We start from the raw sequence: 23,558 nt of genomic DNA on the forward strand, positions 1-23,558 counted from the left end.
GGGTTCGCGTAGCGCCTTGGGTTGCGTTGTGGGTCGGGGGGGCGCCGGGGGCGTGGGTCGGGATGGTGGGGTTCACGCTGCTCGGGCTGGGGTTGTGTGTGCTGGTGCCGCAGACGTTCGGGGCGGCCGGGCGGCTTGCTTCTGAGAAGTACGGGCCGGGGGCCTCGGATGCGGCCATTGCGCGGCTCAATGTGTTCAATTACGTGGGGTTTTTGATCGGTTCGCCCTTGGTGGGTGCGCTGGGTGATGCCTGGAACTATCGCGGGGCCATGCTTGTGCCGATGGTGTTGGTGCTGGTGACGCTTGTGTACGCCCGGTCGTTCGCCGCTCAACCGGACCGATACGGTGACGGGCATGAGCGGCCGCGCACAGCTGATGTGGGACGAGGCAGTAACGGGCTATGACTTCGGCCGGGACCATCCGATGGACCCGGTCCGGCTCGCCCTGACCAGGAGACTCGTCGATGCCTTCGGGCTGGACAAGGACGTGGACGTCGTTGCGGCGCAGCCGGCCGGGGAGTCGACGTTGCGCCTGGTCCACAGGCAGGACTACATCGAGGCCGTGAAGGCGGCCTCGGTGGATCCGGGGGCGGCTGATCAGTCGTATGGGATTGGGACGCTGGATGATCCTGCGTTCCTGGGGATGCACGAGGTCTCTGCGCTCATCGCGGGGCAGTCGGTGGGGGCTGCGGAGGCCGTGTGGCGGGGGGAGGCGCTGCATGCGGTGAACTTCGCGGGTGGGCTGCACCATGCGATGCCGGGGGGCGCGTCGGGGTTCTGTATCTACAACGACGCCTCACTGGCCATTGCGCGGCTGCTGGAGCTGGGGGCCGAGCGGGTCGCGTACATCGATGTCGATGTGCATCACGGGGACGGGGTGCAGGCGGCGTTCTGGGAAGACCCGCGGGTGCTGACGGTTTCGCTGCACGAGCATCCGCGTACGTTGTTCCCGCAGACCGGGTGGCCGGAGGAGACCGGGGCCGGGTCCGCGGAGGGGACGGCTGTGAATGTGGCGTTGCCGGCCGGGACCGGGGACGCGGGGTGGTTGCGGGCGTTCCATGCCGTGGTGCCGGAGGTGATTGCTGACTTCCGGCCGCAGGTGTTGGTGACGCAGCATGGGGCCGATACGCACTTCGAGGATCCGCTGGCGCATCTTGCCGTTTCGCTGGATGCGCAGCGGGCTGTGCAGGTGGCTTGTCATGATCTGGCGCATGAGTACGCCGATGGGAAGTGGGTCGCCCTGGGTGGGGGCGGGTACGCCGTGGTGGAGGTTGTGCCGCGGTCGTGGACGCATTTGGTGGGGATTGCTGCGGGGCGGGCGATTGAGCCCGAGGCGGTGATTCCTGAGGGGTGGCGGCAGGAAGTTTTTGCGCGGACTCGGCAGTTGGGGCCGGCGCGGATGACTGATGGGCGGTGGCCTGTGTCGTGGGCCGGTTGGGAGGCGGGGTACGACCCTGCGGATCGGCTGGATCAGGCGGTGCTGGCTACTCGTAAGGCGGTGTTTCCGTTGCGGGGGATGTTGGCGTAGGCGGGGTGCGGGCCGGGAGTTTTCTCGCCCCCGCCGCCCCTACCCGTCCCATCCTGAAGGGGCTCTGCCCCTTCGACCCCGGCTCCTGGGGGCCTGCGGCCCCCAGACCCCCGCTTCGGCCCTGAACGGGCCTCGTCCTCAAACGCCGGACGGGCTGAGAGCACGGACCGGCGTTGCGACGCTCGTCCTTGGACCCGTGCTGCTCAGACGAAGCCCGGGCTCCGGTCTCATTAGCCCAACTGTGCGGTGTTTTCCCGTTCCCACGCCTCCGTGGCCTCCCGTCCGTCACCATCGCTCTCGTGTTGAGTAGCAGAGCCCTTCGCGCCCATCTTCTGGCCGCTCGGCTTGCCGGGAGTGTGGCCACCTCTCGGGAGGAGAGCCTGAGGAGTTATCGGCTTTTTGCTGCTCGTGATCCTCGTGTGCTCATCGGGCTCGATCCGGAAGGGACTTGGCGGCAGCGGGATTTGATCGAGTTGATGGCGGAGAAGTGTGGGGTTTCGGCCGATCCAGGGTGTGTCTCCGGCCGGGATGTGATCGATCCAGAGCTGACTTTGACCGCTCTGGATGCCTTCGCCAACCGGGTCGCTGCTGCCGCCCAGCGCAGCGAGCCTGTGCTGCTCGGTACCGGGCATCCGCATCGGCTGCTCGGTTTCTACGCCGCCTTGGCGGACGCGTTGTCGGCGGCGGGGTGTGCCGTCCTCACCCCCGCGCATGGTCGCTGTGTCGACATAACGACCCGGTTCGGCCTACGCACGTACAACCTTGACTACGTACGAGGAGTCGCGTTGGTGCGGGAAGCCGGCGTTCCGAGCACCGGGCGTGAGACCGGCGCACACACGCATTCGCCGCTCCCGGTTCGTACCGTGCTGGCTGCCGCGGCGGAGGCCGGCGGGCCGTTGCCGGAGCTGGTGATCGGGGACCACGGTTGGGTCTGCGGGGCAGGTCAGCTGGGGTTTGAGGCCATTGGTCTTGCCGATACGAATGACCCCGCGCTCTTTGTGGGGGAGGCGGAGGGGGTTGTGTCCGTCGTCGTTCCGGTTGATGACGGTGTGCGGTCTGATTGCTACCGGCCGCTTACCCGCTACGTACTCAATCGAGCGTGTCTGTCACAGTAGGCCGTTGATGGGTGCACCTCTTCCCCACTCGCATCACCCGCCCCTACATTGGGGAGTGAGCACGCAGCGACGAAGAGTCACCGGAAGGGGAAGCCGGTGGCCGTCGAGTGCGGAAGGTTCAGGTGTGTCATGGCTGCAGCTGGCGAGAGGCCTCTGAACGAGGTTCAGTTCCTTACCGTGGCGGAAGTCGCCTCGGTGATGCGAGTGTCGAAGATGACCGTGTACCGCCTGGTGCACAGTGGTCATCTGCCCGCGATCCGGGTCGGGCGGTCGTTCCGTGTCCCGGAGCAAGCGGTTCACGAATACCTCCGCGAGAGTTATGTGGGGGTGGAAACCGCCTGACGGCAGTGGGCGAGGGGGGATCCTCAGGGCTGTTCAGGATTCCCCCGAGTCCCCTCGATTACGACCTCAGCGCTCGGGCGGGTAGGCTAGCCCCTCGTAGGTCGTGTGGGCCCATGGCGCCCAAACACCGAGTGATGAGAAGTGAGCGAGGGTAGTCGTGGGCTCTGTTATCAAGAAGCGGCGCAAGCGGATGGCCAAGAAGAAGCACCGCAAGCTGCTCAAGCGCACGCGCGTTCAGCGTCGCAACAAGAAGTAAGCGCTGCACGCCGCGAAAGTGGCGTGCTTTGTGGCCCCCCACCACATCCGGTGGGGGGCCACACGCGTATCGGGGTCGTTGCGCGAAGGGTCGAACACTGTGCGTATGACTGGACAGAGGCCTGGGCCGTCCGGTCGTACGCATGGAATTCTCGTCACTTCATGCATTGGGCGGTCATCACAGCGCAACATCGACCCGCTAAGTTGGCCGCACACGGGGAACTCGGCAGGGTACGAGTGCTGGAAGGAAGGCGCTGATCTTGGGCAAGGTCGTGCTCGTCACCGGAGTGGCCCGTCAACTGGGGGGTCGGTTCGTACGACGGATCCAGCGTGACCCACAGGTGGACCGGGTGGTCGCCGTGGACGCGGTTCCGCCCGAGCATCATCTGGGCGGTGCCGACTTCATCCAGGCCGACATCCGGCAGCCCACCATCGCGCGGGTGCTGGCCGAGAGCGGCGCCGACACCGTCGTACACATGGACGTGACCGGAACCGCGCTCGGCAGCGGCAGCCGGACCACGGTCAAGGAGACCAACGTCATCGGGACGATGCAGCTGCTCGGCGCCTGCCAGAAGTCCCCCAACGTCAAGCGGCTCGTGGTCAAGTCCAGTACGAATGTCTACGGCTCCGCGCCGCGCGATCCGGCCGTGTTCACCGAGACCACCCCGCCCAAGTCCCTGCCCAGCGGCGGCTTCGCCAAGGACGCGGTGGAGGTCGAGGGCTATGTGCGGGGCTTCGCGCGGCGGCGGCCGGATGTCGCCGTGTGTGTGCTGCGGTTCGCCAACATCCTCGGGCCGAGCGCCGACACCCCCCTCGCCTCGTACTTCTCGCTGCCTGTGCTGCCGACCGTCTTCGGGTACGACCCGCGGCTGCAGTTCGTGCACGAGGACGACGTGATCGAGGTGCTGCGCATCGGCTCGCACGAGCCGGAGCGGGGCACGCTCAACAGCGGTACCTTCAACATCGCCGGCGACGGCGTTCTGCTCCTCTCGCAGTGCTCCCGGCGCCTGGGCCGCCCCACCGTGCCGCTCCTGCTCCCCGCGGTCACCTGGGCGGGCTCCCTGGTGCGTACGCTGGGCATGTCGGACTTCTCGCCCGAGCAGATCCGGCTGCTCACCCACGGCCGGGTGGTGTCGACGGACCAGATGCGAGAGACGCTGGGATTCAAGCCGAAGTACACGACGGCGGAGACGTTCGCGGACTTCGCGAAGAGCCGCGGTCCCGGACTCCTGCCGCCGGAGGCCCTTGCGGGGGCCGTCGACCGGATCGCCGCGCTGCCCGTACTGGGCGGCGGCCACCCCCCGACTCAGAGCGCCAACTGAGGAGCGCATCAACGATGGCGGACGCCAAGGTCATTCCGTTCGACGACGACCGGTCCCGTGGGAGCGCCGTGCAGCGGCCGCAGCGGCGCCGGGCCACGGGGAGCCGGCGCAAGAGTGGTGAATCCGCGCTGGTACGCGAGGTCCAGCCCCTCCCCGGACGGTCCTTCGCGCAGGATGATGTTCCTGTGACACGTGAGGAACAGCCGCCCCAGAAGCCCCAGCACGACGGTGGCCTGGAGCGGCGCATCGCGAGCGGCCTGGCCTTCCTGCGCCGCCGCCTCACCGGGGACTACGACGTCGACGACTTCGGGTACGACGAGGAGCTCACCGACCAGGTCCTGATGTCCCTGCTGCGCCCGGTGTACGAGAACTACTTCCGGGTCGAGGTGAAGGGGGTCGAGAACATCCCCTCCGAGGGTGGCGCGCTGATCGTCGCGAACCACTCCGGGACGCTGCCGCTGGACGGCCTGATGATGCAGGTCGCCGTGCACGACCACCACCCGGCGGGCCGGCACCTCCGCCTTCTCGCGGCCGACCTGGTCTTCATGCTGCCCGTGGTCAACGAACTCGCCCGCAAGCTCGGCCACACCCTGGCCTGTGCCGAGGACGCCGAGCGGCTGCTGGGCCAGGGCGAGCTGGTCGGTGTGATGCCGGAGGGTTTCAAGGGCATCGGCAAGCCCTTCAGCGAGCGCTACAAGCTCCAGCGCTTCGGCCGCGGCGGCTTCGTCTCCACGGCGCTGCGCAAGGGCACCCCGATCATCCCGTGTTCGATCGTCGGCGCGGAGGAGATCTACCCGATGATCGGCAACGCCAAGACCCTGGCGCGCCTCCTCGGCTTCCCGTACTTCCCGCTGACGCCGACCTTCCCGTGGCTGGGCCCGCTGGGCGCGATCCCTCTCCCGACCAAGTGGACGATCCAGTTCGGCGAGCCGATCCCGACGGACGGCTATCCGCCGGAGGCCGCCGAGGATCCGATGCTGATGTTCAACCTGACCGACCAGGTGAGGGAGCAGATCCAGCACACGCTGTACAAGTTGTTGGTGCAGCGACGGTCGGTGTTCTTCTGACGCCGACTTCAGCGACATCCTGTCGCCGGACGCTTGGAGCCGCCGGACGGAGTCCGGCGCAGCTGTCCGAAGCCTGCGGAGCAGTGCCAGGGCAGCAGACAGGAGGGGTCAAGTTGCTGGTGCAGCGGCGGTCTGTCTTCTTCTGACGGGGGAAGCGTCGGTACGACGACGGGGGCGCCCCTTGTGTGAGGGGCGCCCCCGTGGCCGTACGACTCGCTGTGCTGTGGGCGCTAGTTCGCGTCCTCGCCCTCGATGCCCAGGCCTGGGAGCAGGCCGGGGAGGAGTGGGGGCAGGGTGACGGCGGGCTCGGTGCTCGGGGTTGATGTGGATGGTGAGGTGCCGGTGCTGCCGGTGTCCTTCGGGGGGTCGAGCAGACCGCCGGTGTTTCCGCCGAGCAGGCCCTCGCTCTCGCTGCCGGAGCTCTCGGCCGAATTGCTGGGGTGGCTGGACCGGTTGCCGTCGGAGGAGCCGCTGCCCCCGGCGCCGGGGTGGGCCGATCGGTCGGAGCCGGATGTACCGGTGGACGCCGATCCGGAATCGCCCCGCCGCTTGCCGTCGCCGTCCTGCGCCGGAGTCGGCGGGAGGAGGGACTCCAGCGGGGCGACCTCTTCGTCTATGGCGTCGAACACCGACGACACCTGGTCACTGACGTCCCCGAGCTGGAGGGGAAGCCGCTCGCGGAGGTGGCCCCAGACTTCGCGGTGGGAGCGCGAGAAGGCGGAGAGGGCCTGGATGGGTCCCAGGGAGCCCGGGTCGCGCTCGTAGGCCTCACGGAGCAGGCGGTGCCCCTCCGAGGCGTCGTGGCGCATGCCGGACAGGGCGCGGCGGATCTCGCCGAGCGACTCGTGGTCGAGCCGGCCGCCGCGATCGCGCTCCATCAGGCGACGGGCCTCGCTCAGCCGGGTGGAGGCCTGGTCGAGATACGTTCGCCCGCGCTCGTCCTCGCCGTCGGCCATGACATTGAGCTTGAAGTCCTCGATGCCGCGCTTGAGGGGATAGAGGGAGTCACCGGGCAGGGCGTCGGAACTCGCCGCCGCCACTCCACCGAAGGCTCCCGCGGCGACACCGACGCTGAGCCCGCCCGCGGCCAGGCCTTTGGTCAGCCGCGAACGCGGCCGCAACTTCCCCAGCGGAGACGCCCGGTGGGCGCCCGGTGCCCGATTCGAGCGCTGCCCGGGTACGGCGGGTTCCGCCTCGCCCCCCGCCGTGCCCTCCTGCAGCATGGCCTCCATCGCGGCGACGAGCTGGGCCCGCTGAACGACCTTGACCTCGGGGTCGAGTACGGGCTTGGGCAGCTCGTCGAGGCTCGTGGTGACGGCCAACAGGCGCCCTTGCTCGGTCTGTTCCGCAGCAGCCGATGCCGGTGCCGATCCATCGGGCTGCTCGGCCTGCTCGGCCGCCGAGCCCCGGTCGGTCAGCTCCTCCAGGGCCTGGGCGAAGGCGTTCGCCCGCCGGTGCGCCGATACGTTCGCGATCACTGGCGGCACCTCCTCTCGTGATGACGGTCGACTCCCCAGGGGGTCCTGAGGGTTGCACGCACTGACCAAAACCACACGATCGAGTGATCGAAGTCGGCCAGGGAGTGACCACAGGGAGCCTGCATCCCGCACAACGAGCGGCGCGGCACTTGGGTTACGGACGGCGGATGAACGGACCGCGAAGTCAACAGACTGTCACCGATGGTGAGTTGAGAGTTGCGGAGAGTGCTGCTCCGGTAGGGGTGACGCGTTCAGCGGACGTCGTCCGGGAGCAGCCGGGCGAGGGTGCGGACGGCCCGGTACTGGAGGGTCTTGATCGCGCCCTCGTTCTTGCCCATGACACGGGCGGTCTCGGCGACGGAGAGGCCCTGGAGGAAACGGAGAGTGACGCACTCCTGCTGCTGCGGGTTGAGGCGTCGTACGGCGTCGAGCAGGGCGGCGTTGGAGAGCGACTCGAGGACGGAGTCCTCGGGGGAGCGCTCGACCTCGTTGGCGTCGAGCATCTCACCGGTGGTCACCTCCAGCCGGAACCGGCTGGACTTGAAGTGGTCGGCGACGAGGTTGCGGGCGATGGTGACGAGCCAGGCGCCGAAGTCCCGGCCCTGCCAGGTGAAGGTGCCGATCCGTCGGAGGGCCCGCAGGAAGGTCTCGCTGGTGAGGTCCTCGGCGGTGGCCTTCCCTCCGACTCGGTAGTAGATGTAGCGGTAAACGGTGTCGCTGTACTGGTCGTAGAGCCGGCCGAACGCGTCGGCCTCGCCGGCCTGTGCGCGTTCGACGAGATCCATCATGCGGGCGCTGTCGCTGTCCGCGGCAGGTCGCCGAGCAGTTGCCGCGCCGGCCGAGCGCCCCCGTCTGCTCACGGCGGCGCTGCCGTCGGCGAGCGCGTAGCACGGGCCTACGGGCGCGGTGGTTACGGCGAGGGCGGGGACGGCGTACGCGGTGGGGACGAAGCCGCGCAACAGGTCTTTGACCGTTGCGCGCAGCGTAGCCAGGCCCGAGGCGTCAACCCCGACGTGTGGGTACACGGGACTCCCAGAGGCAGAGCTTCCATCACGTGCAGTGCGGGACCGTTCACCCGTCGTAGCGACGGAGGGGTACCGGTTTGCGTCTGAGGAGAATAACGCTTCGTGCAGGCACTGCTACGCCCAGTTGCTCAAATCACCGATTGCGTCTCTTCTGTAACCGATTGGCGCCCGGTCAAGTGCCTCAGGGTGACCGATTGTTGATCGAAGTCGTCCGTGTTCCGGCTTACTCCGGGGCGTGTTGTGGCCGTGTGCAGCCAAGGGGACTGGACAGGGGGGTGTGGGGGTATGGGGTGCGGATTGGCTGTTCGGCCGGGCGTGGCCCGCGAGCGGTTCTCGCCCCCGCCGCCCCTACCCGTCCCATCCCTGGGGGCTGCGCCCCCAGACCCCCGCTTCGGCCCTGAACGGGCCTCGTCCTCAAACGCCGGACGGGCTGAGATGCACGGACCGGCATCGAGAGTGGCCGTTCGCCGAATGGGCTGCCCGCAGGGCCCCGTCCTGCTCAATTGCCCGACGGGCCTGATGGCGTGGACCAGTGTCGGTGGCGGCGTAGCCCCGCGGCGCCGCAGCCGCCCGCAGCGGCCGGCGTCAACGCACAGCTGGCCGACCCCGACCGCCGGACCGAGGACGGGCACCCCCCGGCGCGGCACCCGCAGAGGCCCGCCGCACGCAGTACTCCCCACCCAGCCACGACAGGCTGCCGTAAGCGTCCCCGCCAACGGCGACAGGCCCGCCGCACGTACTTACCGCCCAGCCGCGACAGGCCGCCGCAAGCATCCCCGTCAACGGCGCGCTCAACCGCCGGAGGCAACCCGTTCGCTACCGTCGGCGCCTGTGCAGCGCGATCGCCGCAGCTGTTCCGCCGGCCACCGCCCCGACGCCCGCGGCCGCCGGGATGCCGACCTTCGCTGCCTTTCGGCCGGTGCGGTAGTCGCGTAGGCGCCAGTCCAGGCGGCGGGCGTGTTTGCGGAGCTTGGTGTCGGGGTTGATGGCGTAGGGGTGGCCGACGAGGGAGAGCATCGGGATGTCGTTGTGGGAGTCGCTGTATGCCGCGCAGCGGGAGAGATCCAGGCCCTCCGCCGCGGCCAGCGCGCGGACTGCCTCCGCCTTTGCCGGGCCGTGGAGGGGTTCGCCCACCAGCTTGCCCGTGTAGACGCCGTCGACCGACTCCGCCACCGTGCCCAGGGCGCCCGTCAGGCCGAGGCGGCGGGCGATCACCTGGGCGATCTCCACGGGGGCCGCCGTCACCAGCCATACCTTCTGGCCTGCGTCCAGGTGGGCCTGAGCAAGGGCGCGTGTGCCCGGCCAGATGCGCTCGGCCATGTACTCGTCGTAGATCTCCTCGCCGATCGACTGGAGCTCGGCGACGCGGTGGCCCTTCACGATCGACAGTGCCGAGTCGCGGGCCTCCTGCATGTGTTCCGGGTCCTCGACCCCCGCCAGCCGGAACCACGCCTGCTGCCAGGCGAACTTGGCCAGGTCGCGTGTCTCGAAGAACTTCCGCTTGTACAGGCCCCGCCCGAAGTGGAAGAGGGCGGCGCCTTGCATCACGGTGTTGTCCAGGTCGAAGAAGGCCGCGGCCTTCTCGTCGCCGAGTACCGGGAACTCCGGTTCGAGGTCGGAGACCTCCGTCGCTTCCTGCGACGACTTGCGCGCTGCCTCTGCCGAGGCTTCGCCAGCCAACACGCTCCGCGCCGTGGCGGAGCGCCTACGGGGAGTGAGCCATCCAAGAGCGGCCATGACCGTGAGCATAGCCAGTTTGTTCGGTGCTTCCGGAGTCGAGAGGTTTGAAGGTTGTGAACTCTCCGCGACCGCGCAGTTAAAGGGCGTGGTGGCGCTCGCGTTCAGCTTCGGAGCGTCGGCGCGCGAGAATGGCTGACATGAGTCCCCTCTTTCGGCGCAGTGCGGCCAAGTCCCCCCAGGATCGGCTCGTCACCCTCATCGGAAAGCCCGACTGTCATCTGTGTGATGACGCACAGATCGTCGTCGGGAAGGTGTGTGCCGAGGTGGGGGTTCCGTGGGAGCTGAAGGACATCACCCAGGACCCCCAACTCCATGACCAGTACTGGGAACAGATCCCTGTCGTCCTCATCGACGGCGCCCAGCACACCTTCTGGCGCGTGGACGAAAATCGCCTCCGCAAAGCACTGACCGAGTAGTCCAACTGGTCCGGGAAGTCGCTTAGGATCGACGGCGACTTGGTCTCGGGGGCGGGGATCGTTGAGGAGAGTGTGCGGTTTTGCCCCCAGGAGCAGAGGAACGGTGGTGTGAATGCGCCGGTTCCAGACCAGTGCGCCGGGCGTGCGTGAGCCCGGTCACGTTGGGCGGGCAAATCGGACACCATCTTTGTGCACGCGTTCACAAAGACATAGCCTGCTGTCGACGGGGCGGTCTGGGTACGTGTGACCGCCTACAGCCCCGCTCTACCCGCAGGAGCACCGTGGCAACTGGCCGAACTCACCGACCGGCGACCCGCAGCCGAGGGATTCCCGAGGCCACCGTCGCCCGGCTTCCGCTGTACCTCCGAGCCCTGACGGCGCTGTCCGAGCGCTCGGTACCCACGGTCTCGTCCGAGGAGCTCGCGGCCGCTGCGGGAGTCAACTCCGCGAAGCTGCGCAAGGACTTCTCGTACCTCGGGTCGTACGGCACGAGGGGCGTCGGCTACGACGTCGAGTATCTCGTCTACCAGATCTCCCGTGAGCTGGGGCTCACCCAGGACTGGCCGGTTGTGATCGTCGGTATCGGTAACCTCGGCGCCGCGCTCGCCAACTACGGCGGGTTCGCCTCCCGGGGATTCAGGGTCGCGGCCCTCATCGACGCCGATCCCGCCATGGCCGGAAAGCCCGTCGCCGGCATCCCCGTGCAGCACACCGATGACCTGGAAAAGATCATCGACGACAACGGGGTCTCGATCGGTGTGATCGCCACCCCCGCCGGTGCCGCCCAGCAGGTCTGCGACCGGCTCGTGGCCGCCGGGGTCACCTCCATCCTGAACTTCGCGCCGACCGTGCTGTCCGTCCCGGACGGCGTCGACGTACGCAAGGTGGATCTCTCGATCGAGCTGCAGATCCTCGCCTTCCACGAGCAGCGCAAGGCCGGCGAGGAGGCCCAGGCCGACGGCGCCGGACCGGCCGCCGTCACCCGCGAGGAGTCCGACGCATCCGCCGACCAGGGGCCCGACGGGGACGTACCCGCCGTGATGCCGGCATGAGTCTCCTCGTAGTCGGGCTGAGCCACCGCAGCGCCCCGGTCAGCGTCCTGGAGCGCGCGGCGCTGAGTGCGGACGCCCAGATCAAGCTGCTGCAGGACACGGTCGCCGCCGAGCCGGCCACCGAGGCCGCGGTGCTCGCCACCTGCAACCGCATCGAGCTGTACGCCGACGTGGACAAGTTCCACGCCGGTGTGGCCGAGCTGTCCACGCTGCTCGCCCAGCACAGCGGGGTGGGCCTGGACGAGCTCACGCCCTACCTGTACGTGCACTACGAGGACCGGGCCGTACATCATCTGTTCTCGGTGGCCTGTGGGCTCGACTCCATGGTCGTCGGGGAAGGGCAGATCCTCGGGCAGATCAAGGACTCCCTCGCCAAGGCGCAGGAGCTGCACAGCGCCGGGCGGCTGCTGAACGACCTGTTCCAGCAGGCCCTGCGCGTCGGCAAGCGCGCCCACTCCGAGACCGGGATCGACCGCGCCGGACAGTCCCTGGTCACCTTCGGCCTGGAGCAGCTGTCCTCCGGCAGGCCCGTCGAGGACTGGGCCCGCGGCAAGAAGGCCCTGGTCATCGGCGCCGGCTCGATGTCCTCCCTGGCCGCCGCCACGCTCGCGCGCGCCGGGGTCGCCGAGATCGTCGTCGCCAACCGGACCCTCGACCGGGCCGAGCGGCTCGCTGAGATCCTGAGTTCGGCCGACGGCACGGACGTGCCGGCCCGCGCGGTACCGATGGAGTCGGTGCCGGTCGAGCTGACACGTGCCGACGTCGCCGTCTCCTGCACCGGCGCCACCGGGCTCGTCCTCACGGCCGAGGAGGTCGCGGCGGGGGTCGAGGGCCGTACCGGGCGGCCGGTCGCCTTCGAGGGGGCCGAGGGCAGCGGCCGTACGACGGCCAAGGCGCCCGCCGCCAGGACCAGCGCCGACAGCGGCGACGCACGGCAGACTCCGCTGCCGCCCACCAGTGTCGGCACCGACGACGGCTGTCCGCTGGACCTGTCCGCCGTGCAGGGAGGCTTCTCCGTGATGGGGGAGGCCGCCGTCGCCGGAATGGACGCGGCCACGCTGGAGCAGCACGCGGCCTGGGCGGCGGGCGGCGCCGTCGACCGGCGTGAGGCCGCCCGGCGCAGCCCCGAGGCCGACGCCGAGCTGATCACCGCGCTCGCCGCGACCGTGGCCACCGTCGGCCGGATCCCCGAGCGCCGCAAGCCCGAGCCCGTCGCCGAGGCGCCCCGCCCCGCGCCGGTCCTCGCCCTCCTCGACCTCGCCATGCCGCGCGACATCGACGCCGCCGTGCACCGGCTGGCCGGGGTGCGGCTGGTCGACATCGAGTCGCTGGCGGAAGCTTCCGCCGACGCTCCGATGGCGGCCGACGTCGACCAGGTCCGCCGTATCGTTTCCGACGAGGTCGCGGCCTTCGGGGCGGCGCAGCGGGCCGCGCACATCACGCCCACCGTCGTCGCGCTGCGCACCATGGCCGCCGATGTCGTGGCGAACGAGATCGCCCGCCTGGAGGGCCGCCTCCCGGGCCTCGACGACAAGCACCGCAGCGAGATCACGCAGACCGTGCGGCGCGTGGTCGACAAGCTGCTGCACGCCCCGACCGTACGGGTCAAGCAGCTCGCGGCCGAGCCCGGCGGCGCCGGGTACGCGGACGCGCTGCGGACCCTGTTCGACCTCGACCAGGAGACGGTGGCCTCCGTCTCGCGCGCCGAGGACAGCACCGAGAAGAACCGAGGCCCACGATGACTCAGCAGCCACTACGGCTCGGCACCAGGCGCAGCAAGCTCGCCATGGCCCAGTCCGGGCAGGTCGCGGACGCCGTGAGCCGGGTGACCGGGCGGCCCGTCGAACTCGTCGAGATCACCACGTACGGCGATGTCTCCCGCGAGGCCCTCGCGCAGATCGGCGGCACGGGCGTGTTCGTCACCGCCCTGCGGGACGCGCTGCTCAAGGGCGAGGTCGACTTCGCGGTGCACTCCCTGAAGGACCTGCCGACCGCGCAGCCCGAGGAACTGGTCCTGGCGGCCGTTCCCGAGCGGGAGGATCCGCGCGATGTGATCGTCGCGCGGGACGCGCTGAAGTTCACCGACCTGCCGCGCGGGGCGCGCATCGGTACGGGTTCGCCGCGCCGGATGGCGCAGCTGAACGCGTACGCGCGCAGCCATGGGCTGGATATCGAGACGGTTGCGATTCGCGGGAACGTGGATACACGGATCCGGTTCGTGCGCGATGGTGAGCTGGATGCGGTGGTGCTCGCTGCGGCTGGGCTGCAGCGCATCGGCCGGATTGATGAAGTGACTGATTTTCTGTCGGTCGACACTGTTTTGCCCGCCCCCGGCCAGGGGGCCCTGGCGATCGAGTGCACCGCGGACAACGCGGACCTGATCGCCGCGCTCGGCGAGCTCGACGACCCGTTCACGCGGGTCGCCGTGACCGCGGAGCGATCACTGCTCGCCGCCCTGGAGGCCGGCTGCTCCGCCCCTGTGGGCGCGCTGGCCGACCTGTTGGCCGACGGGCAGATTGTCAAGGAAATGCGCCTGCGCGGCGTCGTCGGCACGACCGACGGCACGCGGATGGTGCAGCTGTCCACCACCGGTCCCGTGCCCGAGACGCACGACCAAGCGCTGGCGCTCGGTCGCGAACTCGCTACCGAGATGCTTGCCCAGGGCGCGGCCGGTCTGATGGGGGAGCGAGCACAGTGAGCCCCACCACCCTTCCCGCCGGCCTTGAACACGGGCACGTCACCTTCCTCGGTGCCGGACCCGGGGATCCGGGACTACTGACTCTGCGCGCCGTCGAGGCGCTGGCGAACGCGGACGTACTCGTCGCCGAGCACGAGGTGCTCGACGTCGTACGCCAGCACGCCAGAGCGGGCGTCGCCGAAGTGCACACGGATACGGGTCCTGAATCGGACGCCGTTTCGGGCACAGGCACGCCTCAACTAGCGGTTGTTGACGGCGCGTCAACGACCGCTGCGCTACCCGCGGTGCGGGATGCCGCACATCTTGTCATGGAGGCCGCGCGCAGCGGCAGGCGGGTGGTGCGTGCGGTGTCCGGGGATCCCGGGCTCGACGCGTACGCCGCCGAGGAGATGCTGGCGTGTGCCGCGGCGGGTGTGCCGTTCGAGGTCGTGCCGGGTGTGGCCGCGGCCGTGGGTGTGCCGGCGTATGCCGGGGTGCCGTTGCGGGACGCGCAGGGCGCGGACGTGCGGTTCGTGGACGCGCGGACGGCTTCGGACCGGTGCTGGACCGAGGTGGGCGCCTCGGACGGGACGGTTGTGGTTTCCACGACGCTCGATGCCGTGGGTGCTGCCGCCGGTGAGCTGGTGTCCGCGGGGCGCAAGCCCGATACGCCGATGACGGTGACGGTCGCTGGTACGACCACGCGGCAGCGGACGTGGACCGCGACGCTCGGGACCATCGCTCAGACGCTGAAGCAAGCCAAGGTGCTGCCCTCGCCTGAAGGCGGGCGGCCGGTGATAGCCGTGGTCGGTGAGCGTTCTGCTGCTGCTCAGCGTGAGCAGTTGTCCTGGTTCGAGTCCAAGCCGCTCTTCGGGTGGCGGGTGCTCGTGCCGCGGACGAAGGAGCAGGCGGCTTCGCTCTCCGACCAGCTGCGGTCGTATGGCGCTGTGCCGCATGAGGTGCCGACCATTGCCGTCGAGCCGCCGCGGACGCCTCAGCAGATGGAGCGGGCGGTCAAGGGGCTGGTGACCGGGCGGTACGAGTGGATTGCGTTTACGTCTGTCAACGCGGTCAAGGCCGTGCGGGAGAAGTTCGAGGAGTACGGGCTTGATGCTCGGGCGTTTGCCGGGATCAAGGTCGCCGCGGTGGGGGAGCAGACCGCGAAGGCGCTGGTCGCCTTTGGTGTGAAGCCGGATCTGGTGCCCAGTGGGGAGCAGTCGGCTGCGGGGCTGCTGGAGGACTGGCCGCCGTACGACCCTGTTTTTGATCCGATCGACCGGGTGTTCCTGCCGCGGGCGGACATTGCGACCGAGACCTTGGTGGCTGGGCTCATCGAGCTGGGCTGGGAGGTCGATGACGTCACTGCCTATCGGACCGTGCGGGCTTCGCCGCCGCCGGCCGAGACGCGGGAGGCGATCAAGGGGGGTGGCTTTGATGCCGTTCTCTTCACGTCGTCGTCCACTGTGCGGAATCTGGTGGGCATTGCCGGTAAGCCGCACAACGTGACTGTGATCGCCTGTATTGGGCCTGCTACCGCGAAGACTGCTGAGGAGCATGGGCTTCGGGTGGATGTGATGGCTCCGGAGCCGTCTGTGCACAAGTTGGCTGAGGCGTTGGCCGACTTCGGGATGCGGCGGCGGGCTGCTGCGGTGGAGGCTGGGGATCCGGTTACTCGGCCGAGTGAGCGGCGGCCGGGGGCTCGGCGGCGGCGGTCCACTACGTAGGTTTGCGTGACGGTGTGGGGTGGTGGGGTGCGGGTCGGTTTTCTCGCCCCCGCCGCCCCTACCCGTCCCATCCTCCAGGGGCTCTGCCCCTTCGACCCCGGTCCCTGGGGGCTGCCGCCCAGACCCCCGCTTCGGCCCTGAACGGGCCTCGTCCTCAAGCGCCGGACGGGCTGAACGCAGTCACCGTGTGGCCGAAGCGGAGCAGGTTGGCGGGGTCGTAGGTCGACTTGTCCTGGCGTAGGCGGTTGTAGACCTCTGGGGTCCAGGCTCGGGCGCGGTCGGCGGCGTCTCCCGGGGTGCCGTGGATGTTGACCATGGTGTAGCCCGTGCCGTAGGGGGACATCGCTGTGTGCAGGGCTTTTGTGGCCTGTTCTATGGCCTCGGCTGCCGGTGGGGCGGTCAGGACGCCCACCGTTTCCAGGAGGTAGTCGGCGTCTCGGGCGCAGAAGGCGTCCTCCAGGCGGGCGGGGCGGGAGAGGGCGCCGCCCATGTGGCGGATCTCCACCAGGAACAGGGGGCAGTCGGCGGCCTCTGGGCCCACCTGGGAGAGGAACGTGCGGATCGCCTCCGGGGTGAGGTCGCGGAGCAGGGCGCAGGACTCCCTTGCGGGGAGTGGGTCCTGTGGCTCCAGGTGGATGCGGTCCACCTCGGCGTACGGCATCTCCTCCACCGTGTCGACCGTCACCGGGGCGGCCGCGCGGATCGGGGCCAGCAGGCGCTCGCCCTCGGTGGGGTCGGCTGTGTAGGCGACCGCCACTCGGGCCCAGAAGCCGTCGCGCAGGGGCTCGGGGATCTGCGGGATCGGGGGCAGGCGGAGGAGGCTGAAGGCGCTGCACATTTCGTCGGGGACCTGGTGTGTCCAGTCGGCCCACGTGGTCAGCAGTGCTTCCGCGTGCTCGCCGGGGCAGTAGATGCCGCCGCCGAGGACGACGGGGAGGTCGAGCAGTTCGAAGGTCAAGGACGTGACCACGCCTACGTTGCCCTTGCCGCCGCGCAATGCCCAGAACAGTTCGGGCTCTTGGTCCGGGTCGCACTGGCGGAGTGTGCCGTCGGGCGTGGCGACCTGGAAGGAGCGCACCAGGTCGGCCGCGTAGCCGTAGGCCCGGCCGAGTACCGGCAGGCCGCCGCCCAGGGTGTAGCCGACCACGCCGGCGTCCGACGCGGAGCCGTTGAGGGCGGCGAGGCCGTGCGGTGCGGCCGCGTCCAGGACGTGGCGCCACTTCGCGCCCGCCGCGGCGGTGGCCACGCGCTGGTCCGGGTCGATGTGTACGTCCGTCATGCGGGTCGTGTTGATCAGCAGGCCGTGGTCGATCGGGAAGTTCGCGCCGTGGCCCGTCGCCTGGACCGCGACCGGGGTGCCGGTGGCCGACGCCCAGCGCAGGGCCGTCACGATGTCGTCGGCGCCCGTCGCGCCCACGACCACGTCGGGCGTGTGCAACGCGGCCAGGTTGAAGCCGGTGACCTCGTCGCCGTAGCCGTCGTCGCCGGGGCGCAGCACCGGGCCGTGGAGCTCGGAGAGGGCGAAGAGGTCGGGGGTGTTGCGGTGGGTGGCTGTCATCGCGTCCTCCGTGGGGTGCGTACGTGCGGTGTGCGTCCGTACGGAGGGACGGCGGCGGCGAGGCGGGGAGGGGCGGGGCCGTCGGGGTCCTTGTGTTCAGGGTCCTTGTGTTCGGCTCGGCGTTGGTTGGGCGCTTGGCGGGGCTTGGCGGGGCTTGGTGGGGTTTTTCGGGGTTTTTGGGGCTTTTTTTCAGGATGAACCCGGGGGGTGGGGGTGCGCATGCGGGCCGCCGGGGTGTGGTTCCGTGCCGACGTCACGTCGGCAAAGGTGCTGCCGGGGCGGGCGTAGCGTAGGTGGCATGACGACGTACGGATCCTTCCCCGGCACGCGGCCGCGGCGTCTGCGGACCAGCCCTGTCATGCGGCGCATGGTCGCCGAGACCAGGCTGCACCCCGCCGACTTCATCCTCCCGGCTTTCGTGCGCGAGGGCATCAGTGAGCCGGTGCCGATCGCTGCCATGCCGGGCGTGGTCCAGCACACGCGGGACAGCCTGAAGAAGGCGGCGGCTGAGGCGGTGGCGGCCGGCATCTCCGGGATCATGCTCTTCGGGGTGCCTGAGGAGGAGAAGAAGGACGCTCTGGGTACGCCCGGTACCGATCCGGACGGGATTTTGCAGGTCGCCATCCGGGACGTGCGGGCCGAGGTGGGGGACGAGCTGCTCGTCATGTCCGACGTGTGCCTCGACGAGACCATCGACCACGGGCATTGCGGAGTGCTGGACGCTCAAGGGCGCGTCGACAACGACGCCACCCTTGAGCGGTACGCCGAGATGGCGCAGGTCCAGGCCGACGCGGGTGCGCATGTCGTCGGGCCCAGCGGGATGATGGACGGGCAGATCGGCGTCATTCGCGATGCGCTCGATCAGATCGGGCGGGAGGACGTCGCCATCCTCGCCTACACCGCCAAGTACGCCTCCGCCTTCTACGGGCCCTTCCGGGAGGCCGTCGCCTCGTCGCTGAAGGGCGACCGGAAGACGTATCAGCAGGATCCGGCGAATGTGCGGGAGTCCCTGCGCGAGCTCGCCCTCGACCTGGAGGAGGGCGCCGACATGGTGATGGTCAAGCCGGCCGGGCCCTACCTCGACATCCTGGCTCGGGTCGCCGACGCCGTGGACGTGCCGGTCGCCGCTTATCAGATCTCCGGTGAGTACTCGATGGTCGAGGCTGCCGCGGAGAAGGGCTGGATCGAGCGGGACCGGGCGATCTTCGAGACGCTGACCGGCATCAAGCGGGCGGGTGCGCGCAACATCCTCACCTACTGGGCGACGGAGGCCGCGCAGAAGCTGGGCCGCCAGTAGCGGGCCTACGAGCGAGGGCGGGGGGCGCGGTCCGAGGCTTGAAGGCCGGGGCTTGGAGTCTGGGGCTTGAAGGCCGGGGCTCGCAGTCCGAGGGCCGAAGTATCGGTCACGGTTGGTCGGACGGTGCCTTCGACGGTGTGGTGGGAGCCGTGGCCGTGGGGCTCGTCGGGGTGGACGGGCCCTCGTCGCGCAGGCCCTGGCCGTCCTCGCACGCGGTGAGCGTGAGCGCGGTGAGCGCCACCAGGGTGGCGGCGAGCAGCCGGGCGCGGGGACGACGGGCGGGGGGTGCGGACGCGGACATGGGGTGGGCCCTCTCCGTGGGTGGGGTTGGGGTCGGGGCTCAGCCTGCGTGATCATCCCTCCCGGCCGCCACCTTCGGCCGGGAATTCGGGACGCCTGAGTGGTGGGACTGGGGCTGACCTGCGGGGATGGTACGTCCCGACGGGGCGGCGTGGGACGCCGGGAGCTGTGAGATCCGGCCGCGGGCACCATCAGGCCGAGCAGGAGGCTCGACACCACCGAGGCACATCCGGCCCGCCTACAGGGCAGTGGAGTCCGTATTCTGAAAAGCTAGTTGTAGGCGACACCTAAGTCTCTAGGCTGCCCGGCACGAGCCGTCACGGATCACCACGCATCACCCTTGTCCTCGCAGCCGAAGGAGCCGTGTCATGACCGTCATTCAGCCCGCACTCCAGCACGCCCGAGCCGTCGTGCCGCCGCTTGCGGCACGGGCCCGGTCGGTGGGCGGTTCGCCGCTGCGGGACATCCTGGCCGTCACGGCCCGCCCCGAGGTCATCAACTTCGCGGGCGGGCTGCCGGCGCCGGAGCTGTTCGACCGGGAGGGCATCGCGGCGGCCTTCCGTGACGTACTCGCCGAGACGCCGGCGCAGGCGCTGCAGTACGCCACGACGGAGGGCGAGCCCATCCTGCGCACCGGGCTCGCCGCACGCATCTCGGCACGCGGCCTGGCGACCGACGCCGACGACCTGCTCATCACCACCGGCTCCCAGCAGGGCCTGTCCCTCCTCGCCACCGCGCTGCTGGACCCCGGTGACGCGGTCCTCGTCGAAGACCCCTGTTATCTGGCGGCACTTCAGGCCTTCGGCTTCGCGGGAGCGCGGGTCGTCGCCGTGCCGGGGGACGCGCACGGAGTGGACGTGCGGGCGCTGGAGGAGCTCGTCGCGCGGGAGCGGCCGAAGTTCTTCTACACCGTGCCCACCTTCCAGAACCCGACCGGCAGAACCCTGCCCGCCGAGCGCAGGGCGGCCGTCGCGGAGGTCGCCGCGCGGTGCGGGCTGTGGATCGTCGAGGACGACCCGTACGGCGAACTCCGCTACGAGGGCGAGCGCGTGCCCTGGATCGCCTCGTACCCGGGCGCGGAGGACCGCACGGCGCTGCTCGGCTCCTTCTCCAAGGTGATGGCGCCGGGCGTACGGCTGGGCTGGCTGCGCGCGCCCGCTGCCCTGCGGCGCGCGTGCGTGGTCGCCAAACAGGCCGCCGACCTGCACACCCCGACCGTCAACCAGCTCGCCGCCGCCCGCTACCTCACCGGCCTCGACGCACACGTGGCCCGCGTCAGGGACGTCTACCGCGAACGCCGCGACGCCATGCTGGCGGGCCTGCCCGGGGCCCTCCCGGAGGGCTCCACCTGGGGCCGTCCCGAGGGCGGCATGTTCCTCTGGGCTCGCCTGCCGCAGTCGTACGACACGACGGCCCTGCTGCCGAAGGTGGTGCAGCAGGATGTGGCGTACGTCCCCGGGGCGCCCTTCTACGCCGGTGAGCCCGACCCGTCGACGCTGCGGCTGTGCTTTGTGACGCAGACGCCGGAGGAGATCGGGGAGGGGCTGAAGCGGCTGCGGAAGGGGTTGCGGTCCTAGAGCCAAGGATTCAGGACCGGTCCGGCTCCGACGCGTATTTCCGGCGGATCGGTTGGGAGGGGGCGGTGGGCCGACGCGGGCCACATGTGCGTCGAGGCCCTCGGCGACCCGCAGCCGTATCTCGCGGACGTCGGCTTGGGCGCGACCGGCGCCCTGCCGGAGCCGGTGCCGCTGACGGCCGGCGTCGAGTTCCGGGACGCGGCGCGCCGGCACCGGCTCGGCCACGTGCCGCACGGCGGGCCGCTGCAGCGCCGGCACATCGGGACCAACCCGCGCTCGCCCTTCACCCAGCGTGTCTACGTCCAGAGCGGCAGCGCCGAACGCGACCGCCTCGTCAACGGCCAGGGGACGACGCTGCCGGACTGGGGGCCACGCGGCCCGTCAGCCCCGTCAGTCCCACCAGAAGTGCCAGGCCGGCTGGTTGAGGAGCTGGTGTTCGGCGTACGCGGTGAGCGTCGGGTCGCTGCCCTGCCAGATGTTGTCCGGGCAGAACGCGAAGTGCTCGGCGGCCAGAGCCTGCGCCTCGGCGAGGGTGGTGGGCGGTGCGGCGACGGACACCAGCAGGGTGTCGAAGCCGAGGGCCACGGTCCGTATGCCGAAGCGGTCCTCCCAGGAGCGGAGCACCGCGGACAGACGGCCGGTGTCGTTCTCGTGGTTCGCCGGGCCCATCCAGCCGATCGCCGTGGGGATGTCGGCGCTGCGGCGGGCCGGGACGAGGGCGAGGCGGGGGTCCTTGAAGGGGCCATGGCCGTCGAGGAGGGAGTCCACGACGTCGGAGGCGACCGATTCGGGGTCCGTGGCTGCGTCTTCGGGGTCCGTGGCGGCTTCGGCGCGCTCGGTGTCGGCCAGGCCGGGCCAGTCCGCGTCCTCCTGCGCGTACTCGTCCCAGAACTCCTCCAGTACCTCCTCGGCGTCGTGATCCCCCGGGTACGACATCTCTCCGGGCATCAACTCCCACAGCTCCGGCCCGCCGTGACCGGCGCCGACGTCCAGGACGACCGGGAGCAGACCGACGGCCGGTGCCGTCCGCCGGAGCGCGGCCCAGTCGCCGGGAGCCGCCGGGCCGTGCGCCAGCCACAGCAGCGGCTCGTGCCACGGCCCGTCGTCCGTCGCGTCGACCAGCCCGCCGGGCGGGAGTTGCAGACCGAGGGACGCGAGCCTCGGCAGGGGGTTCGGAAGAGTCGCCATGTCGGTGAACTGTAGGCGGCGGCACTGACAATGAGCAGCGCCCTCACTTGGCCACACGGGCGTCGAAGCAGTCCACCTCGCCGCCCGCCACCGGTCGGAAGCAGGCCCGGACGACAGTTCCGGGGTGAGCCGCGGTCATGGGGGTGTAGACGTAGGAGTCCGCGTCGACGTCGTTCTGGACCTCGGCGCTGCGGACGCCACCGGCACCGACGGCACCGCCACCACCGACGCTGTCGCCGGTACGACCCGACGCCGACATCTCGAGCCTGTCACCGACGCGCGTCCCCCACATCCGGGCCCAACTCGTCCCGCACTCCTCGCTGTAGCGCAGTTCCATCCAGGCGCCGGTGGCGGTCCGGTACGAGGCGAGAGTCTCCGGCGCGCCGGCGCACATCATCTGCATCGGGCTCTGGCCCTCGCAGACCGCTCCCCGGCAGCGCGGCCCGGTCGCGGACGGGGGCGGCGACAGCGACGCACGCGGCTCGCCGTCCTGGTGCGGCAACAGGAGGACCACCGCGGCGACGCCCCCGACGACCACGGCACACACCGACGCGAGCACCGCCACGACCGTCGCACTGCGCTGGACGGAGCCGTCGTCGGCGGTGCCACCGGCAGGCGTGGCCTCTTCCGGCAGCGGAGGCGGAGAAGGCGGAGGAGACGACGGCGGTGGAGGCGGTGGCAGAGGCGGGCGGGAGGCCGCAGGTGGGGAAGCCGGGCCTTCCGTCGCTCGGCCGCTCCCCTCCGACTCGGCGATCTCCCACAGGGCCAGACAGCGCCCCTCCGGCTCGCCGGCGAGGCGGCACAGCTCCTGCACCGCGTCGCGCGGCGGCAGCGTCCTGCCGTTGAGATAGCGGTCCCAGGACGACTTGCTGAACGCGGTCTTCGCCGCGAGGCCGGCCAGGCTCAGGCCGGTGCGTGCCTTCAACTCCCGCAGCGTGGCGGACAGTCGGGTCCGCTCCGGCGACGGCCCCGTCATCCCCGTAGGGCCTTCCAGGTGTGCGGCCCGACGATGCCGTCCACGACCAGCCCCGCCCGCTTCTGCACCTGCTTGACCGCGCGTTCCGTCACCGGTCCGAAGATCCCGTCGATGCCGCCCGGCGAGATGCCCGCCCTGCGCAGCAGACACTGCGCCTCGGCCACCTCCGGCCCGGCATGGCCGTTCGCCAGGATGGCGTCCTGAGTGCGGCTGTTGCCCGCGTACCAGCGGCCGTCGATCCGCTCGAGGCGGCAGGTGTACGCGGGCGCCGACCGCGAGGCCGACACGGATGCCGACGCGGCGGTCGCGGCGAGGGGAGCCGTCGGTCGTTCCTCCTCGCCGCCGGCCAGCCGTACGACGAGGAAGACGGCCGTGGAGACGGCCAGCACCAGCGCCACGGCCCCCGACACCAGTGCGACGCGCAGCGACCGGCCGGGCGACCGTGTCTCGGTGGCCGCCGTGGCCGCCGTGGCCTCGGTGGCCTGGGTGGAGAGGATCTCTGGTCCTGTCGTCGCCGCGTGCGGTGCGGGTGCCTCCGCCGTGACCGCGTCGGCGCGCCTGTTCCCCCACGCCTCCGTGGCGACCTCGTGCAACGCCAGTAAGCGCGTCGGATCCTCACCCACCACCCGGGCCAGCGCCTCGACGGCCTCCCGGGGCGGCAGCGACCTGCCGCCCAGATACCGTTCCCAGGACTTCGGGCTGTACCCGGTCCTCGCCGCCAGCTGCCGCAGGCTCAGCCCGCTGTGATCCTTCAGGCGGCGCAGCCGCACCACCAACTGCCGCACGCGCGGATCCAGTTCCGCAGGCAGCGCTGCCCAACGCGACATGTTCCCCCCACTCGCGTTCACGGTCCGGGCCCGCAGTCCGTGGTCGGCGTCCCCCGAGCCCCGTCGCATTCTGCATCAGCATCCACGGCCCGCAC

23 protein-coding genes are annotated in these 23,558 nt (G+C 70.5%); 15 read left to right on the forward strand and 8 right to left on the reverse strand.

Going from position 1 to position 23,558, the window contains the following annotated elements:
• The 7 genes from ADL12_RS42170 to ADL12_RS42195 form a co-directional block, all read left to right on the forward strand.
• A partial coding sequence (locus tag ADL12_RS42170; RefSeq protein ID WP_167364472.1) for an MFS transporter occupies positions 1–404 on the forward strand: 404 nt, incomplete at its 5' end.
• A complete protein-coding gene (locus tag ADL12_RS42175) occupies positions 355–1,527 on the forward strand; it encodes an acetoin utilization protein AcuC (RefSeq protein WP_062713413.1) in 1,173 nt (390 codons plus the stop codon). The genes ADL12_RS42170 and ADL12_RS42175, both read left to right, overlap by 50 nt.
• A gap of 299 nt (positions 1,528–1,826) precedes the next feature.
• A complete protein-coding gene (locus tag ADL12_RS42180) occupies positions 1,827–2,642 on the forward strand; it encodes a phosphatase (RefSeq protein WP_062713416.1) in 816 nt (271 codons plus the stop codon).
• A gap of 129 nt (positions 2,643–2,771) precedes the next feature.
• On the forward strand, positions 2,772–2,984 hold the full coding sequence (locus ADL12_RS42185) for a helix-turn-helix domain-containing protein (protein ID WP_004984898.1): 213 nt from the start codon (positions 2,772–2,774) through the stop codon (positions 2,982–2,984).
• A gap of 157 nt (positions 2,985–3,141) precedes the next feature.
• Positions 3,142–3,240, forward strand: a complete 99-nt coding sequence (locus ADL12_RS51920; protein ID WP_003948845.1) for a 30S ribosomal protein bS22 — start codon at positions 3,142–3,144, stop codon at positions 3,238–3,240.
• A 259-nt stretch (positions 3,241–3,499) separates the two neighbouring features.
• Complete coding sequence (locus ADL12_RS42190; protein WP_062713418.1) at positions 3,500–4,561, forward strand: NAD-dependent epimerase/dehydratase family protein; 1,062 nt, start codon at positions 3,500–3,502, stop codon at positions 4,559–4,561.
• Positions 4,562–4,575: 14 nt separating this feature from the next.
• On the forward strand, positions 4,576–5,628 hold the full coding sequence (locus tag ADL12_RS42195; protein WP_062713419.1) for a lysophospholipid acyltransferase family protein: 1,053 nt from the start codon (positions 4,576–4,578) through the stop codon (positions 5,626–5,628).
• 230 nt (positions 5,629–5,858) lie between these two features.
• Here ADL12_RS42195 and ADL12_RS42200 read toward each other — a convergent pair whose 3' ends face one another.
• The 3 genes from ADL12_RS42200 to ADL12_RS42210 all read right to left on the reverse strand — a co-directional run bounded on the left by ADL12_RS42200 (position 5,859) and on the right by ADL12_RS42210 (position 9,868).
• On the reverse strand, positions 5,859–7,106 hold the full coding sequence (locus tag ADL12_RS42200) for a DUF5667 domain-containing protein (RefSeq protein WP_062713421.1): 1,248 nt from the start codon (positions 7,104–7,106) through the stop codon (positions 5,859–5,861).
• Positions 7,107–7,357: 251 nt separating this feature from the next.
• Positions 7,358–8,131: an ECF subfamily RNA polymerase sigma factor, BldN family gene (locus tag ADL12_RS42205; RefSeq protein WP_079052576.1), complete on the reverse strand. Its 774-nt coding sequence runs from the start codon at positions 8,129–8,131 to the stop codon at positions 7,358–7,360.
• Positions 8,132–8,947: 816 nt separating this feature from the next.
• Positions 8,948–9,868: an HAD family hydrolase gene (locus ADL12_RS42210; RefSeq protein WP_079052578.1), complete on the reverse strand. Its 921-nt coding sequence runs from the start codon at positions 9,866–9,868 to the stop codon at positions 8,948–8,950.
• Between ADL12_RS42210 and ADL12_RS54620 the strand changes: the two genes are divergently transcribed.
• The 6 genes from ADL12_RS54620 (at position 9,867) to ADL12_RS42235 (ending at position 15,740) form a co-directional block, all read left to right on the forward strand.
• A complete protein-coding gene (locus ADL12_RS54620; RefSeq protein WP_159053469.1) occupies positions 9,867–10,007 on the forward strand; it encodes a hypothetical protein in 141 nt (46 codons plus the stop codon). The genes ADL12_RS42210 and ADL12_RS54620 overlap by 2 nt on opposite strands.
• Complete coding sequence (locus ADL12_RS42215) at positions 10,000–10,287, forward strand: glutaredoxin family protein (protein WP_062713425.1); 288 nt, start codon at positions 10,000–10,002, stop codon at positions 10,285–10,287. The genes ADL12_RS54620 and ADL12_RS42215 overlap by 8 nt, the downstream gene beginning before the upstream one ends.
• A 281-nt stretch (positions 10,288–10,568) precedes the next feature.
• Positions 10,569–11,339, forward strand: a complete 771-nt coding sequence (locus ADL12_RS42220; protein WP_062713427.1) for a redox-sensing transcriptional repressor Rex — start codon at positions 10,569–10,571, stop codon at positions 11,337–11,339.
• Positions 11,336–13,081, forward strand: coding sequence for a glutamyl-tRNA reductase (locus ADL12_RS42225; RefSeq protein WP_062713429.1), 1,746 nt, complete (start codon positions 11,336–11,338; stop codon positions 13,079–13,081). The genes ADL12_RS42220 and ADL12_RS42225 overlap by 4 nt, the downstream gene beginning before the upstream one ends.
• Positions 13,078–14,037 carry a hydroxymethylbilane synthase gene (hemC, locus tag ADL12_RS42230; protein WP_062713431.1) on the forward strand — a complete coding sequence of 320 codons (960 nt, stop codon included), beginning with the start codon at positions 13,078–13,080 and terminating at the stop codon, positions 14,035–14,037. The genes ADL12_RS42225 and hemC overlap by 4 nt, the downstream gene beginning before the upstream one ends.
• Entirely contained in the window at positions 14,034–15,740 is a 1,707-nt protein-coding gene (locus ADL12_RS42235; protein ID WP_062713433.1) for a bifunctional uroporphyrinogen-III C-methyltransferase/uroporphyrinogen-III synthase, read from the forward strand. Before hemC ends, ADL12_RS42235 begins: the two co-directional genes overlap by 4 nt.
• Positions 15,741–15,894: 154 nt before the next feature.
• Here ADL12_RS42235 and ADL12_RS42240 read toward each other — a convergent pair whose 3' ends face one another.
• On the reverse strand, positions 15,895–17,298 hold the full coding sequence (locus tag ADL12_RS42240; protein ID WP_062713435.1) for an FAD-binding oxidoreductase: 1,404 nt from the start codon (positions 17,296–17,298) through the stop codon (positions 15,895–15,897).
• 298 nt (positions 17,299–17,596) lie between these two features.
• Here ADL12_RS42240 and hemB point away from each other — a divergent pair, with 298 nt between their 5' ends.
• The gene (gene hemB / locus ADL12_RS42245) at positions 17,597–18,595 is read left to right on the forward strand and encodes a porphobilinogen synthase (RefSeq protein ID WP_062713437.1); all 999 of its coding nucleotides are present in this window, start codon (positions 17,597–17,599) and stop codon (positions 18,593–18,595) included.
• Between the two features lie 106 nt (positions 18,596–18,701).
• On the opposite strand, the gene ADL12_RS42250 is transcribed toward hemB, so the two are convergent.
• Positions 18,702–18,896 carry a hypothetical protein gene (locus tag ADL12_RS42250; protein WP_062713439.1) on the reverse strand — a complete coding sequence of 65 codons (195 nt, stop codon included), beginning with the start codon at positions 18,894–18,896 and terminating at the stop codon, positions 18,702–18,704.
• Between the two features lie 367 nt (positions 18,897–19,263).
• Between ADL12_RS42250 and ADL12_RS42255 the strand changes: the two genes are divergently transcribed.
• Positions 19,264–20,472, forward strand: a complete 1,209-nt coding sequence (locus tag ADL12_RS42255; RefSeq protein ID WP_062713441.1) for an aminotransferase-like domain-containing protein — start codon at positions 19,264–19,266, stop codon at positions 20,470–20,472.
• Between the two features lie 390 nt (positions 20,473–20,862).
• On the opposite strand, the gene ADL12_RS42260 is transcribed toward ADL12_RS42255, so the two are convergent.
• Genes ADL12_RS42260 through ADL12_RS42270 form a run of 3 tightly spaced genes read right to left on the reverse strand, consistent with a single transcriptional unit; the run spans position 20,863 to position 23,463 of the window.
• A complete protein-coding gene (locus ADL12_RS42260) occupies positions 20,863–21,660 on the reverse strand; it encodes a DUF4253 domain-containing protein (RefSeq protein ID WP_062713443.1) in 798 nt (265 codons plus the stop codon).
• Positions 21,661–21,703: 43 nt separating this feature from the next.
• A complete protein-coding gene (locus ADL12_RS42265; RefSeq protein ID WP_062713445.1) occupies positions 21,704–22,636 on the reverse strand; it encodes a helix-turn-helix domain-containing protein in 933 nt (310 codons plus the stop codon).
• Positions 22,633–23,463: a peptidoglycan-binding protein gene (locus ADL12_RS42270; RefSeq protein WP_062713481.1), complete on the reverse strand. Its 831-nt coding sequence runs from the start codon at positions 23,461–23,463 to the stop codon at positions 22,633–22,635. Before ADL12_RS42270 ends, ADL12_RS42265 begins: the two co-directional genes overlap by 4 nt.
• Positions 23,464–23,558 lie beyond the last annotated feature (95 nt).

It is taken from the genome of Streptomyces regalis (genome assembly GCF_001509475.1).
Taxonomy (GTDB): Bacteria; Actinomycetota; Actinomycetes; order Streptomycetales; family Streptomycetaceae; genus Streptomyces; species Streptomyces regalis.

Bases quoted from the DNA above. Each gene is read 5' to 3' on its own strand.
- ADL12_RS42175 (WP_062713413.1), top strand. From the start codon at position 355: ATGAGCGGCCGCGCACAGCTGATGTGGGACGAGGCAGTAACGGGCTAT.
- ADL12_RS42185 (WP_004984898.1), top strand. From the start codon at position 2,772: ATGGCTGCAGCTGGCGAGAGGCCTCTGAACGAGGTTCAGTTCCTTACC.
- ADL12_RS42195 (WP_062713419.1), top strand. From the start codon at position 4,576: ATGGCGGACGCCAAGGTCATTCCGTTCGACGACGACCGGTCCCGTGGG.
- ADL12_RS54620 (WP_159053469.1), top strand. From the start codon at position 9,867: ATGACCGTGAGCATAGCCAGTTTGTTCGGTGCTTCCGGAGTCGAGAGG.
- ADL12_RS42210 (WP_079052578.1), bottom strand. From the start codon at position 9,868: ATGGCCGCTCTTGGATGGCTCACTCCCCGTAGGCGCTCCGCCACGGCG.
- ADL12_RS42215 (WP_062713425.1), top strand. From the start codon at position 10,000: ATGGCTGACATGAGTCCCCTCTTTCGGCGCAGTGCGGCCAAGTCCCCC.
- ADL12_RS42225 (WP_062713429.1), top strand. From the start codon at position 11,336: ATGAGTCTCCTCGTAGTCGGGCTGAGCCACCGCAGCGCCCCGGTCAGC.
- hemC (WP_062713431.1), top strand. From the start codon at position 13,078: ATGACTCAGCAGCCACTACGGCTCGGCACCAGGCGCAGCAAGCTCGCC.
- ADL12_RS42240 (WP_062713435.1), bottom strand. From the start codon at position 17,298: ATGACAGCCACCCACCGCAACACCCCCGACCTCTTCGCCCTCTCCGAG.
- hemB (WP_062713437.1), top strand. From the start codon at position 17,597: ATGACGACGTACGGATCCTTCCCCGGCACGCGGCCGCGGCGTCTGCGG.
- ADL12_RS42250 (WP_062713439.1), bottom strand. From the start codon at position 18,896: ATGTCCGCGTCCGCACCCCCCGCCCGTCGTCCCCGCGCCCGGCTGCTC.
- ADL12_RS42255 (WP_062713441.1), top strand. From the start codon at position 19,264: ATGACCGTCATTCAGCCCGCACTCCAGCACGCCCGAGCCGTCGTGCCG.
- ADL12_RS42260 (WP_062713443.1), bottom strand. From the start codon at position 21,660: ATGGCGACTCTTCCGAACCCCCTGCCGAGGCTCGCGTCCCTCGGTCTG.
- ADL12_RS42265 (WP_062713445.1), bottom strand. From the start codon at position 22,636: ATGACGGGGCCGTCGCCGGAGCGGACCCGACTGTCCGCCACGCTGCGG.
- ADL12_RS42270 (WP_062713481.1), bottom strand. From the start codon at position 23,463: ATGTCGCGTTGGGCAGCGCTGCCTGCGGAACTGGATCCGCGCGTGCGG.